17 protein-coding genes are annotated in these 13,412 nt (G+C 40.7%); 3 read left to right on the top strand and 14 right to left on the bottom strand.

What is annotated here, in order from left to right; all coding sequences use genetic code 11:
• From F8S12_RS39515 to F8S12_RS39505, 3 genes are all read right to left on the bottom strand, one after another.
• The coding region (locus F8S12_RS39515) for a hypothetical protein (RefSeq protein ID WP_196521743.1) at positions 1 to 1,645 on the bottom strand (1,645 nt) is incomplete at its 3' end.
• 23 nt (positions 1,646 to 1,668) lie between these two features.
• Positions 1,669 to 2,193 (bottom strand): phage tail protein, encoded by a 525-nt coding sequence (locus tag F8S12_RS39510; RefSeq protein WP_196521742.1) that lies wholly within the window; start codon positions 2,191 to 2,193, stop codon positions 1,669 to 1,671.
• Entirely contained in the window at positions 2,193 to 2,432 is a 240-nt protein-coding gene (locus tag F8S12_RS39505; RefSeq protein WP_196521741.1) for a hypothetical protein, read from the bottom strand. The genes F8S12_RS39510 and F8S12_RS39505 overlap by 1 nt, the downstream gene beginning before the upstream one ends.
• 190 nt (positions 2,433 to 2,622) lie before the next feature.
• Here F8S12_RS39505 and F8S12_RS41900 point away from each other — a divergent pair, with 190 nt between their 5' ends.
• Complete coding sequence (locus F8S12_RS41900) at positions 2,623 to 2,748, top strand: hypothetical protein (protein ID WP_269144876.1); 126 nt, start codon at positions 2,623 to 2,625, stop codon at positions 2,746 to 2,748.
• A gap of 72 nt (positions 2,749 to 2,820) precedes the next feature.
• Here F8S12_RS41900 and F8S12_RS39500 read toward each other — a convergent pair whose 3' ends face one another.
• Positions 2,821 to 3,156 carry a XisI protein gene (locus F8S12_RS39500; protein ID WP_193949797.1) on the bottom strand — a complete coding sequence of 112 codons (336 nt, stop codon included), beginning with the start codon at positions 3,154 to 3,156 and terminating at the stop codon, positions 2,821 to 2,823.
• A complete protein-coding gene (locus tag F8S12_RS39495) occupies positions 3,144 to 3,560 on the bottom strand; it encodes a XisH family protein (RefSeq protein ID WP_196521740.1) in 417 nt (138 codons plus the stop codon). The genes F8S12_RS39500 and F8S12_RS39495 overlap by 13 nt, the downstream gene beginning before the upstream one ends.
• Before the next feature lie 514 nt (positions 3,561 to 4,074).
• Between F8S12_RS39495 and ureG the strand changes: the two genes are divergently transcribed.
• The gene (ureG, locus tag F8S12_RS39490; RefSeq protein WP_196521739.1) at positions 4,075 to 4,671 is read left to right on the top strand and encodes an urease accessory protein UreG; all 597 of its coding nucleotides are present in this window, start codon (positions 4,075 to 4,077) and stop codon (positions 4,669 to 4,671) included.
• A gap of 173 nt (positions 4,672 to 4,844) precedes the next feature.
• Here ureG and F8S12_RS39485 read toward each other — a convergent pair whose 3' ends face one another.
• From F8S12_RS39485 to kdpB, 9 genes are all read right to left on the bottom strand, one after another.
• The gene (locus F8S12_RS39485) at positions 4,845 to 6,620 is read right to left on the bottom strand and encodes an iron uptake porin (protein WP_196521738.1); all 1,776 of its coding nucleotides are present in this window, start codon (positions 6,618 to 6,620) and stop codon (positions 4,845 to 4,847) included.
• 181 nt (positions 6,621 to 6,801) lie between these two features.
• Positions 6,802 to 7,152 (bottom strand): hypothetical protein, encoded by a 351-nt coding sequence (locus F8S12_RS41435; protein ID WP_230968588.1) that lies wholly within the window; start codon positions 7,150 to 7,152, stop codon positions 6,802 to 6,804.
• Positions 7,149 to 8,270: a hypothetical protein gene (locus F8S12_RS39480; RefSeq protein WP_230968587.1), complete on the bottom strand. Its 1,122-nt coding sequence runs from the start codon at positions 8,268 to 8,270 to the stop codon at positions 7,149 to 7,151. The genes F8S12_RS41435 and F8S12_RS39480 overlap by 4 nt, the downstream gene beginning before the upstream one ends.
• 75 nt (positions 8,271 to 8,345) lie before the next feature.
• Positions 8,346 to 8,567: a DUF7219 family protein gene (locus tag F8S12_RS39475; RefSeq protein WP_196521737.1), complete on the bottom strand. Its 222-nt coding sequence runs from the start codon at positions 8,565 to 8,567 to the stop codon at positions 8,346 to 8,348.
• A 129-nt stretch (positions 8,568 to 8,696) separates the two neighbouring features.
• Entirely contained in the window at positions 8,697 to 9,095 is a 399-nt protein-coding gene (locus F8S12_RS39470) for a hypothetical protein (protein ID WP_196521736.1), read from the bottom strand.
• A gap of 167 nt (positions 9,096 to 9,262) precedes the next feature.
• Positions 9,263 to 9,613, bottom strand: a complete 351-nt coding sequence (locus tag F8S12_RS39465; protein ID WP_196521735.1) for a TrkA C-terminal domain-containing protein — start codon at positions 9,611 to 9,613, stop codon at positions 9,263 to 9,265.
• 445 nt (positions 9,614 to 10,058) lie between these two features.
• On the bottom strand, positions 10,059 to 10,697 hold the full coding sequence (gene kdpC / locus F8S12_RS39460) for a K(+)-transporting ATPase subunit C (protein ID WP_196521734.1): 639 nt from the start codon (positions 10,695 to 10,697) through the stop codon (positions 10,059 to 10,061).
• Entirely contained in the window at positions 10,697 to 10,966 is a 270-nt protein-coding gene (locus F8S12_RS39455) for a potassium-transporting ATPase subunit F (protein ID WP_196521733.1), read from the bottom strand. Before F8S12_RS39455 ends, kdpC begins: the two co-directional genes overlap by 1 nt.
• Positions 10,967 to 10,972: 6 nt before the next feature.
• Entirely contained in the window at positions 10,973 to 13,114 is a 2,142-nt protein-coding gene (kdpB, locus tag F8S12_RS39450; protein WP_196521732.1) for a potassium-transporting ATPase subunit KdpB, read from the bottom strand.
• A gap of 29 nt (positions 13,115 to 13,143) precedes the next feature.
• Between kdpB and F8S12_RS39445 the strand changes: the two genes are divergently transcribed.
• Positions 13,144 to 13,412, top strand: a 269-nt coding sequence (locus tag F8S12_RS39445; RefSeq protein ID WP_196521731.1) for a hypothetical protein, incomplete at its 3' end; no start/stop codon positions are given.

The raw sequence follows: 13,412 nt of genomic DNA, 5'->3' as shown, positions 1-13,412 counted from the left end.
TATTTTCATCATTTGCCACAGGATAAAGTGTGTCGTCAACATCGAGTGAGGTTAGTGTTGGCGATAAAGCTACTGAAGGCTCAGAATTAGGTGCAGCGATATTCGTTTCTATGGTATTTTCATCATTTGCCACAGGATAAAGTGTGTCGTCAACATCGAGTGAGGTTAGTGTTGGCGATAAAGCTACTGAAGGCTCAGAATTAGGTGCAGCGATATTCGTTTCTATGGTATTTTCATCATTTGCCACAGGATAAAGTGTGTCGTCAACATCGAGTGAGGTTAGTGTTGGCGATAAAGCTACTGAAGGCTCAGAATTAGGTGCAGCGATATTCGTTTCTATGGTATTTTCATCATTTGCCACAGAATAAAGTGTGTCGTCAACATCAGGTGAGGTTAGTGTTGGCGATAAAGTTAAATAATTATCAACGACAGCATTATCTGTGACAAAGCTATTTGTGGTATCTTCCAATATTAAGTTTCGTTCAATAGCTTTGGTATTTGGTAATTCTTCTTCCTGCGATGGAGATTTTAAAGTTGGTGATATCTCTTCTGCTTGGATTAAATTTGTTTGTGAAGCAGTGCTTGAATTGTCAACTAGAGAATAAGGTTGATATGTTTTAATATTCTGTTTTGATAGCGTTTGGTTGATTGGAACATCTGATATATTAAATGATTCTGATGCTTCAGTGATTATTTGTTGCTCATTTTTGGCAAAGTTGCTAGACTGAGTAAATATTTCCTCTACATTATTAGACAAAGGAAATTCTATAAGCGAATCTTCAGCTAATTCACTTGTATTATTGTCTAATTCAGTCTTTTCTGGTGATGCCAAAACGGAGGATTCTGTACTTATAAAACTAGATTTTATCTCATAATTTACTTCTAGATTATCGTTATCAATCTTCCTGAACAAAGTCGATTTATCTTCAACAATAGGCGAAGTTGGTGCCGTTATACTAGGCGTTAGGATACTAAGATAATCGTTATCATTTGTAATATTTTCTGAAGCAATATCAAGTTGTAAAGTAGGGAGTTCCGAATTAGTTTCAATAGACAGAGCTTCATCCGATAGTAATAAGTTATCTTCGTTACGGTTAATAGTAATATTATTTTCATCAACAAATTGAGGAACATTCTTAGCTGCTGATGACTTGACTGTTTTTGTAGTCTTAGATTTCAGCTTTGACTTTTTTTCTGCTGGCTGTTGAGATTTATTTGTTTTTTTTGATTTAGATTTACCTTTAATACTTATTTCTTGTGACGTATCATTACTGGTATTGTTATCAATGCGATTTGGTAGTATCTCTGGAATACTTCTTTTTACTGATTTACTGCTATTAATATTACTCTTTTCGGGTGGAGCTATTGAATCAAAAGAATCAAAGTCAAGTAATGGAAACTCACTATTTATATCCTGAGTATCCCGACCTATTAATGGTTCTATCGACGGTTCATGTTCACGAGATAATAAAAATTTAGAGGATGTGACTAATGGTGGTTTGGTTTGTATTGTGCTGATAAAATTATTTCGCAAATTCAGAGAATGAGACTCTTTTCTCAAGAGTCTTCTGTCAGGATGAGATAAAAATGATATTACCCCAAGTGGATGAACATTGTTTCCTAATAAAGGTTGAATAATTTGCATAATTATAGTTGAGAAAGAGCCAATTAACTCGAAACAAAATATCCTGTTTTTTGGTTTCGTACTACAGAAATGCCTCCTCCTGTAGCTCTTGCAATTTGTAAGCCTTCATAAGCCAAAGTTAATTCTTCAATGGCAACTGCTTTTCCATCGGCTTGTAGTGCAGGTGTTTTCCAGGTTATAGGAATAGCACCAATTAAAGTCCAACTCATCATCGTTTCACCAGCTTGATTGAAAATCAGAATATTAACATTGCGTCGAGATGTTTTCTTTTGTTCATCAAAAACTGCATTCATCCAGTTCCAAAAACCTGGATGATCGGTAAATCCACGTTTAAGAGTTATGTCTGCAAATTCTGTATGACCTAAATAAATTCTTTGCTGATCGTTTACACCACCTTCCTGAAAAATATTTTTCTTAATTTGAACACTTAATCCTGTACATTCAGCGAAAGATGCAGCAATAGAACTGTCTATCTCTACATAAAAACGATTAGTGGTGACATAATTTAATTCGTGAGTAATGTTGCCGTTATTAGCGCCTGTAGCCATCACAACCACCTTTGGGAATCATAATTACCTAGCCTTTCTCGCTGCGATCGCAAGTCTTCTAGCAAAAGTTTATACACATGTTCGGTGAGTTGGTTCATCAACAATGAGTCATTGAGGTATTTACTTGCTGATTTAGCCGCTTTGCTAGCATTAGATGTCGCCGAAATCCCGGCGTAGCCAGCAGTCCCGCCAACATCTCCATCGAACGTGAAAAAAGTTTGTTGCTGATTTGAGTCCATAAATAAAAAATCTCTCCTAGAATCCAGGCTAAAGCTACTGCATCAGAATCAAAAGTAGCCAAAAGTCGAACTTACTTTTTGCCTGGATTTAAACTTGAGGTGAATTGCTTGATGAGTGCGATCGCTCGTTTAGGATGGTTCATGTACTGCGATCGCTCAGTGTATAAAATCGAGAAGGTGTGATCGCGGGTTGCGAAAAACTGGAAGGGCGATCGCTCACCTCGTAGTGCGATCGCCTGATATTGTAGAGTGTGAAGTGCGAAGTGCGATCGCTCTCTCCATTCTCACTAAAAATGCGATCGCTGTTGTCGGTTGAGTGCGATCGCCTGTTGTGTTTTTGTGAATGCGATCGCTGCTATGACGATAAAATCAGAGTGCGATGTTGTCGTTAAAAAACTCCATAGCCCGTATATTCCCGCATTTCAGGAGATTGAAATCCTAGAACAATATCATCTTTTGGAACCCCTAGCTCTACAAGTTCTTGAGCCACTCTCATTTCCGTCATATTCTGCTCAATCGAAATTTTTCCCTGTTTAATATCCAAATGTAAAACACAACCATAGACTCGCCGATGACCATCCCATCCCACATTTATAACCATGTAATGGTCTTGTTTTGTATCAAAAACAGTGTAACAATCAATCTGACCATTGGCTATTGGGATAGCAGCATAAGCCGTCAACAACGACTGAATGATATGGCGATAAGATTCTAGGGTATCCATTGTACAATTACCTCTTGAATTGGGTCATAAATAATTTGTTTAATCTGATATCTCTCTACAGATATTTGGGCAAATTCCCGCTTGAAAAAAGCTTCATAAACACCTATAGGCACTGCCAAATAGAGAATGCGAGTTGGATCACTGATTTCTAAGGCAAGCCGATAATTCAAAAACTGTCCTAACGCAGCATGATAATCTGTTAGTGGTGAATCACTTAAAAACGTTTTAATCTCAACTGCAATTTTTTGTTCACCTCGCTCTGCTGCTAACAGTTGCTGTGCACCTAAATCTATTTCAAACTTAGTTCCGCCAACTTCCAGTCGCAGAGGATCATCGGTTATCTTCCACTGCTCCTTTTCTAAAGCAATTCTAACCACAGCATGAAATTTATCTTTAGCTGCCATCGTTAACCTTTTCTGATTTACTTAACATTTTAGTGCGTAGGCGCAGCCCGACGCAGGTATCACCTGATCTTGTAGCGACTGTCTTAATAGTCAAGCGATCCCTTATTTAAGATGGTTGATGAGCGTGCGATCGCTCATGTTAAAATAGACCTCCCAAAAATTTAGACTTTCGGTGAATTGTGTTAGAAGTGCGATCGCCTAATCTTGTAGTGGCGTGGCAAGGCTAAATTGATGCAATAGAAAAATTGAGTTATGTTTCCAAAATCTCAATGTTTCAGAGATTAGTAATGCACTATTTTAGCCTTGCCACGCTAGTAAGGTGCGTTAGCGATCGCGTAACGCCCCAAAAAATAACTTGGTAGGAGGGATACTAAGTTAGTTGTACGTGAGCATATTTTTGCAAACCTTAGCAGTCATGGCTTTATCTAGACTCCATAGATGATATTTTTGTCAATGTGTAAGTCCTAGAACTAATAACTATCTACAAAGGAAAAGTGACAAAGGACAAATAAGAATGAATGCATTTAGAGTAGGAGTTGCTGGCCCGGTAGGTTCGGGGAAAACGGCTTTGGTAGATGCTTTGTGTAAGGGGCTACGTGAGCAGTATCAGATTGCGGTGGTGACGAATGATATTTATACCCAGGAGGATGCTCAATTTTTAGTGCGTTCTCAGGCTTTGACAAGCGATCGCATTTTGGGTGTAGAAACTGGTGGTTGTCCTCATACTGCCATCCGCGAAGATGCTTCGATGAATTTGGCGGCAATTGAACAGTTAGAAGAACGTTTTACTGATTTGGATTTAGTATTTTTGGAAAGTGGTGGCGATAATTTGGCTGCTACCTTTAGTCCAGAATTAGTGGATTTAACGATTTACGTTATCGATGTTGCAGCTGGCGATAAAATTCCCCGCAAAGGTGGCCCTGGTATTACTAAATCTGATTTGTTGGTGATTAACAAAACTGACCTTGCACCCTATGTTGGCGCAGATTTAGGCGTTATGGAACGGGACGCTAAAAAAATGCGCGGTGATAAACCATTTATTTTTACTAATTTGAAAACTCAGTCTGGACTTGCAGATGTGATTAACTTTGTCTGCACAAATATCTGTTGACACCTATGGTAACGGGGAAGTTATATCATGTCCCTTCTACACAAGCAAAACCCGCCTGCGCGGGTTACAAAAAGCTTGATTTTTTCTTAGCTCACCAAGGTGGGCTTTGTTTGTGTAGCTGCGAATTTTATTGGCCCTGGCTCTAAGTTGACACTGCAAATCTCTTTAAACCTTTAGAAGGTGAAAGTGGTTCTCAGTGTACCAATAATTGCATCGTCGTTCTCGCTGCTTTGACCAGGAGAGGTCAACCAAATCACACCAGGGGTGATTGAGATGTTATCTGATACGCGATACTTGTAAAAGCCTTCAAAGTGATAAGGTATGTCATTACCAGCAAAGCCTGGTCGGTTAAAGGAGTATGGTTCTGCACCAGCAAAAATACCTAAAACGTTACCCCTTTTACCGAAGTCAGGTAAGGCTATCCCAAGTCCATAGCTCCAAGCTTCATAATCATCACCAGCACCAAAGCCTATGACATCGTGGTAAGAAACGAAGCCACTAACTGATAGTTTGTCACTGGGTTTGAAAGCTGCCGATATCCCGTAGGAATTACTAGAAGATGCGTTTAAGGCACTTAGGGTGTTAGATTGACCAGTACCTACGACGCGGTTAGTGCTACCCAAACCACCACCTAGATCAAATAAGTTACCGCCTCCAGCACCATGATATCCGTGAACGTAGGTAGCACCTATAGAGAAGCGATCGCCAACACTAAAGTTCAACTGTCCAAGAGCTGCATAGTTACCTTCAAGCAAACCTTGATTTTGTGCAGGATTATTAGCATTTGACGCCAAGTAGCCTATAGTCAGTGAAGGTTTGAAAAAACTGCCACCGCTACCAAAGGGTAAAGTCAGTGCTGCACCTGCACCACCACCAATCCGATAGATGGGACTTTCAGAAGCGAAGGTAGACAAAGCACCATTACCGCCATCAAAGTCTTCAAAGTAAGGGTTATTAGTGGCAACATAATCACTATGAATACCTCCGGTGGCGGCAAAGTAAGCTTGGACTGGGCCTATTGGTACGTAATACGCCAGCCAGTCTATAATGACACCGTTGTTACCAGTGCTACCAACTTCATAGGTTTGTGTGCCTTCAGCAGTATCAATAGGAAAACCACCATTATCCAATTGACTAAAGGCTCTTGCATTACCGGCTGCAAGACGTGTGTGTAAAACGTCTCTACCTGTGAAGCTGGTTTGCAAGTCTAAACGTACCCTATCTTGGAAGACAGTATTATTGTTATCGCCAGTATTACCACCAAACACATCACTAACGGCAAAAATAGCTTCACCCACTAATTTTGTGGTAGTAGAAAACTGATTTGCTTCTAGTTCAGCAGTGCGTGCTTCTACAGCATCTACTCGACCACGTAGGGTTCCCAGTTCTGCCGAAAATTCTTCTTGCAAACGCTGGAGGGTTGTCAAGTCCTGTTTTGTCACCAAGTCAGCAGTTGCTGTGGCAATCAATTCGTTAACCCGATCCAAACAAGCATTCAAACCTGCTGCAAACTCATAACGGGTCAATGCCCGGTTGCCACGATAAGTAGCATTTGGGTATCCAGCAATACAACCATAGCGTTCAACCAGGGATTGTAACGCTTGGAATGCCCAGTCAGTCGGCTGTACATCAGAAAACTGAGAAACTGATGTTACCTGAGACAGGGAATTCTGGTTTTTGCCTTCGCTGCTGTAGCGGTTAACTTGTTCTAGGACACTATTATCCTCAGTCTTTGCTTGGGCAACCAAAAATTGATCAGCAGTTGGTTGCTCTGTTTGGATCAATAGTGAAGCGCCAATAGCTTCTGATGTCTTTGTCTGAGCAGCTTTTGCCCTTGCATTTTCAGAAGAGCTTGCTACTTCAGTAGCCATAGCCCTAGCGGAAACCAACACCGTCACTCCCAAAACTACTGGACTCAGTACCAGAGTTTTCCACAATAAATGAGACATTTTTTATTATCCTTTCCAAAAAAGACCTGAAGTTAGTGGCTTCAAGAAAAAGAGAACAAGGAGTTATTCTACTTGTTGAAAATCTTATCAGATTACAGTCAACTAAAACTATGTCTCACAGAATTTTTACGGATAAAGAATCGTAAAGTCTTGCAGATGGGTTATTTGCCAAGGGTCGCGTTTATACGGTAATTTCGCTCGGTTTTGTGCCATTTCTGGACTTTAGCTTATTGTTTTTAATCCGGATTTGCGGTAAGTCCTTTTTATCTTTGTAAAAGTAGCAGATTTCCACGAGAGTTGGCCATATTTCTAGAGAGCCATGAAATTGGCTAATGACATCATCGATAATTCTGGAAACGTTTTGCTGAAAAAAGTCGGGTTCAAACCCATAAAATACTCTCGATAAGTTCTCAGCAAATAATTGGAGGGATTGCTTACGTTCTTCATTCTGGGTGGACATTGAGGCTTTGACTACCTGGCTGTGGATAGCAGAGATTTTTTCTAGGATTTCCTCAGAGTCTAGCAACGTCACCTCGCCAGAGTAATCAAACTATCAAACTTGATTCCCAAGTCATCAAGTTGATAAACACTGCTCTTAATCTTCTTTTTCAGCAGGCTACATATTTCTTCATTAAAGAGTTCACTAGCCAGAGGATTACGCATATAGTTATTTCTAATATGGTTCTGGACAGCATCAACGTGTGCAGCCACAATCCCTTCTTGCTGTATCCAAATCCTATAGATATAATCTTCAAACCTAAGCCGAGTCGGAAAAAAGGGCGGCAATCCTAGCTGATTATCATATCCAGCGACTCCACAATCCATTCTCCAATTTTTGTTGGTAATAACAGGTCGAAAATTGGTAAGAATATAAAAATCATTCAGGTCATTTGGACTAATTTGGTTTTCATCATTAAGATACATATGAATAAAATCGAGTGTATCAATATCGTTAGTTCCTGTTCTAAAAGTCTGGGCAATCTTGACGATGGCATTATTCAATACTCTCCCCTGTTGTAATACGAGGCTGTTTTCTCGAAAGTAACCCTTAGTCGTGTTAGTCTCTAAATCCATTGCTGTATCAACGACCAATTCTCCAGCCTCAAAGTTTTCCGGTACATGGCTGGCTTTTTGACCGAGAACGTCACCAAAAGCTGTGAGTAAGTCAAAAGATTTATGTATGTAGCCGCCTTGTTGATTGGACTTGATCAGTTTACCTCGACATATTTCATCACCCGTTAAAGATTCTGGGCTAGTTTCAATTAATGCATCTGGTCGCATATCGTCATCTGCACTAACCATTAAATGACCAAGGGTATACATCAGTGTGAAGTTACGATTTCCTCCATAACTAGGTCGAAATAAGTTTTTCACCAGTGACTCTAGTTTCTTATCGCGCAGTCTTTCATTTAAAAATGTAATAAATTGCTCTTTCTCTTGGGGCCCGACATAAAACACATCATTGACTGTCTTAGTCTGTTCTAAAATTGGGTAATATTTCTCGTGATTGGCAATACTGGAATCATCAAAGACAATAATTTTTAAAGCATGACCATTTACCCAGAAATTCTCATCATATTTTTCGATTGTCTGTGCTACATCTCTTAGTCGATGAGTCGGAATAACAAATATTGTCTCGTTTTGTTTCATAAAATGTGTTCAGGTTTCTCAAATTAAGAAAATTACAGAGTTCAGATCGTAGCGCATAGCGCAAATCACTAGTTTCTATTTACTGGCTTTAAACTGTTGCCAGAGTGCGTCAATTTCTTTCAAAGCTTCTTCAGGAGATAGTTTCCCATTAGTTTCTAAACTGCTGATGTAGCCAACCTTTTGAGCAAATTCTTGCAAGTTAGCATTAAATATTAGGTTCTCTGGTGTAAGTTGACCATAGTAGCAACTACGAGGATAGAGAAAACTATTTTTAATGTCATGATTCAGTCGTGTCATTAATTCACTTTTGATTAGTATATCTGGTGATTTTTTTGTCAAGCCGCGATTAAACATGATTCATAAATATGAACTCAAGTTTAGAAGTGGGAATGCTGTACTTTTGCTATCTTCCTATGGAGGATAACTCTACTGAGATTGGTAGTCAGAGCAATTGAGCGCTTGTTTAGTTAGAGCAGTAGAAGGATGCACTGCACACTTGAGATAATAATTGTTGTTAAAAAATTGGCAGTTTTTACAGGGATGTTGGTGTAGATGTTTAATGCTTACTATTTCGTCTTTATCTTGTACCGCATTTTGTGCGGCATTTTGTACTGCTTTGGAGGCGTGTGAAACGATATAAACGACAATTGCCCAAACAATCATGAAGGAAATGTGAGCCAAAAAGACTGCTACAAAGGGAATGTCCCCGGACTGGGGTTTTGTGTCACCAGATGTTCCATTAGTCAGTTTGGCTTCAATCAAAGTCGATTGATGAACAATTTTTTCGGCGGATAAATAAAGTCGAAAAATCTCCGAAGTATCCATATTAAAAACCTTTAGTTAATCGAACTTAAATTCAGTAAAGGTCATGTAAATGAAACATCTTCAGAGGCTAGCGAGAAAATACTGACTTGCTTGGTTTCCATCCCAGGTTTTGAAAGAAATGTGCCCTTGAAAATGAATCAGAAGTATTTATTGTTTGCAACCTTTCTTCAGTTAATAGTTAGTACGTCTGAGTCATCTGAATTAACAGATTGGCTGCCTGTTGGTCGAGCTTCCAGTAAGCAATTGTTGAGGGAATAGTAAAGAGAATGGATTTTTTTGAGAGTGACTTTGAGAGCAGGAATCATTATAGGATCGGTTGCTACTGCTAAGATATAGTCTCCAGCAAAAACAGTAGAGTTATCTCTTACTGAAATGACTTGACTTTCTCTTAAAATTCCTAGAAAAACGCATTGTTCAGGTAACTGAATTTCAGTTAAATAAATGCCGCAGTAAACGCTATTGGCTTGGATTAAAACACCAAATAGGCTTGGTTCTAAAGTCTTTTTATTTTTCAGCACAAAAGATTTTTTAGCTCTAATAATATTGTGCAATATTTTACAAAAAAATATGTTTTTACTAGATATATTTTCAGGATATATAAAATGTATTAGACAAATAAAATATATGTTTATTGATTAGCTTTGGAGGCATATATTTAGAGATATAGCTTTGATATGGCCTTACTTATACCAATTTGGAAAAAGAATGCAACAAATAGACCATCTGTAGAGACGTGATTCATCGCGTCTCTACCCAAGGATGTGTTGCAATCATTAATTACAATGGTATTAATCATTCGTGAATAATAAGATTCCCGACTTATTAAATAAGTCGGGAATTTAAACCTTTCGATTTTAAGTAATCATTAAGGATTGCGATAGATCAATACGGTTCAATCAAGGGTTATATCATGTTCGACTTAATACTTATGTCATTGCGAGGGTCGCGTGGCAATCCTAAACTTTATGCCTTAATTTGATCCAAAGCTAAATTCAGCTTCAAAACGTTAACTCCAGGCTCACCAAAGATACCAAGAAAGCGACCATCGGTGTTTTGAGCAATCAAAGTTTCTAGTTGGGTGGGCTGAACTCCCCGCGCCTTGGCTACTCGGGCAATTTGTGCGATCGCAGCTTCGGGAGTAATGTGAGGATCAAGGCTAGAACCAGAGGTGTAAACTAAATCGGCAGTCGGCTGTATACCTGCTGTTTTCAGGCGATTGAAATCACCTTCAACTCTTTTGCTGGGGTCTGGATCATCTTTACCTTTGATGCGTTCCAGTAATGCTGAATTACTGGGAGCCAAGTTACTAGCACCGGAAACTCCAGTTTTCAAAACTCCCGCATCGTCCTTTTTGGGATCGGCTGTGCTGTAGCTGGTGGTACTGGGACGGCTGTTAAAATAGCGATCGCTACTAAAAGGTTGACCAATCAAAGCAGAACCGACAACTTGACCTGTATTATTTGTCAGTAGACTACCATTTGCTTGAAATGGAAACACAACTTGCCCAAAGGCAATCATCGCAAAAGGATAAATAATCGCGCTAATTACCCAAAGTACCAAGGTAGAACGAATAGCTCTGCTAGCTTCGCGTGCAAAACTCATTAGAATTTCTCCGGTACAAACATTACAAAAAATAGATAGATGGAAAGTCCTAGCGTTAACATTCCTAACAGTCCTAATCCCCAAGATTGACTGCGGGAAAGTTGTTCATCTGTGGCAGCATAAACTAAAGGTGCAATTACTAAGTTGAAGCACATCGCCAAGAACAAATACAATGGCAGCTTTTGTTTACGCCATTGACACCAGATATCAGTTATTTCTTCTAATACTTGGGATGCAACGATAGTGCGTCTGATCTGAACGGGTTTCATAGTGAATTAAGACAAAGGTAGGATAATATCTATCAGTTTGATCGCAATGAAAGGAGCAACGATGCCGCCAAGACCAAAGATTAAGATGTTGCGGCGTAACAGTTGATCTGCTGTTAAAGGCAAGAACTTTACCCCTTTGAGCGCTAGCGGAATTAGTGCCGGAATAATTAAAGCATTGTAAATCAGCGCCGAGACGATCGCAGATTGGGCACTCTTTAATCCCATAATATTGAGTGCGCCGATTCCAGCAGCTGCAAAGATCGTGGGAATGATCGCAAAATACTTGGCGATATCGTTAGCGATGGAGAATGTTGTCAATGCTCCACGGGTAATTAGCAGTTGTTTACCAATGGTTACTAAGTCAATTAACTTTGTGGGGTCAGAATCTAAGTCCACCATGTTAGCAGCTTCTTTGGCAGCTTGTGTCCCCGAATTCATTGCCACACCCACGTTTGCTTGAGCTAAGGCAGGTGCATCATTAGTACCATCCCCGGTCATTGCCACCAGTTTACCTTGAGATTGTTCGGAGCGAATCACCTCGATTTTGTCTTCTGGAGTCGCTTCGGCAATGAAATCATCTACCCCAGCTTCCTGAGCAATCACCTCAGCAGTAATCCGATTGTCACCTGTGAGCATGATGGTCTTAACACCCATCCGGCGCAGTTGGTCAAATCGTTCTTTTAGTCCAGGTTTCACAATATCTTTGAGGTAAATGACACCATAAATCTCGTCATTCTGGCAGACAGCTAAGGGCGTACCACCTAACCGGGAAACTCGCTCATAAGCTGCGTCTATATCATCAGGAACGTTGCCGCCACGAGAACGGACAAATCCCTTAATCGCCTCTACCGCTCCTTTGCGAATTTGTTTGCCATCAGGTAGATTCGTGCCGCTCATCCGGGTTTTTGCGGAAAATTCCACACCTTCGGCTTTGTCGGTATTGAAGTCTACAGCAGCTTGGGACTTTTCTGCTAGTATTACAATTGATTTGCCCTCTGGCGTCTCGTCAAATACACTAGCAGCTAAGGAGACTTGCGCCACATCTTTTACCGAGTGATTATTCAAGGGAATAAACTCGTCAGCCATCCGATTACCCAAGGTAATAGTACCAGTCTTATCCAGCACTAAGGTATTAATGTCACCACAGGCTTCTACTGCTCGACCAGAGGTAGCAATGACATTAAATTGGGCAACCCTATCCATCCCTGCGATGCCGATCGCACTAAGCAAACCACCGATAGTTGTGGGAATTAAAGCTACCAGTAGCGATATGAGAATAGCAACGCTAGCACCCGCACGCAAACTGTTTTCCGCCTCAACCCCAAAGGCTGTGCTGATAAAGTTGGCGATGTAATTAACGAAGGGGGGCATAGTCGCCACGACAATTAAGAACACCTGTGTTAACACTGCCAACAATACTGTTAAGGCAATCTCGTTAGGAGTTTTGGCGCGTTCTGCTCCTTCTACTAAGGAAATCATCCGATCAATAAAGCCTTGACCGGGGTCAGCGCTAATGCGAATCGTCAACTCATCTGAGAGTAAGCGTGTACCTCCGGTTACTGAGCTAGCAATATCTGTACCTGGTTGCTTTAGTACAGGGGCAGATTCCCCAGTAATCGCAGACTCATCCACTGAGCCAATACCTTTAATTACATCCCCGTCGGCGGGAATCATGTTATTTGCAATCACTTTTACCAAATCGCCCCGCCGCAGTTCTGTGGAATTGACTTGTTGTATGGAACCATCGGGGAGGACTTTGTTAGCGATCGTGTCCGATCGCGTCGATCGCAGTGAATCTGCTTGGGCTTTACCGCGTCCTTCAGCTACGGCTTCGGCAAAGTTTGCAAAAACGAGGGTAAAAAAGAGAATAAAGGTAATCAAGCCGTTTAAAAGGCGTTGCTGGTTGACATCTGCCTCGATTGTGCCAAACAAATTTGGGTTCAAGGTGACAAGGAAGGTGACAATTGTCCCTACCCAAACAACAAACATGACTGGGTTTCTGACAGTAATTCGAGGATCGAGCTTGAGAAATGACTCACGAATTGCTCTTTGATAAAGTCCCCGCATATCTGCCTTGGGGGTGTGCTTGCGTGAGTCACGGGTTCCAGATGGAGTACGGGGCGAAGGAGAATCTGTAGTAGTTGGCATAGATTAAATTTTGGGCATGAGTCTCTGAGGTGGATGAATCCAGTTCCGAGGTGGATGAACGAGTATCAAAGGTGGATTTATCCGGTTCCAAGGTGGATGAACGAGTATTAAAGGTGGATGAACGAGTATCAAAGGTGGATGAATCCAGTTCCGAGGTGGATGAATCCAGTTCCGAGGTGGATGAACGAGTATTAAAGGTGGATGAATCCGGTTCCGAGGTGGATGAACGAGTATTAAAGGTGGATGAATCCGGTTCCGAGATGGATAAATCCAGTTCTAATTTTCCTTGTCCCCACTC

This window comes from Nostoc sp. WHI, from assembly GCF_015714725.1.
Lineage (GTDB): Bacteria > Cyanobacteriota > Cyanobacteriia > Cyanobacteriales > Nostocaceae > Nostoc.
This window is presented reverse-complemented; position numbering and strand designations above follow the sequence as displayed.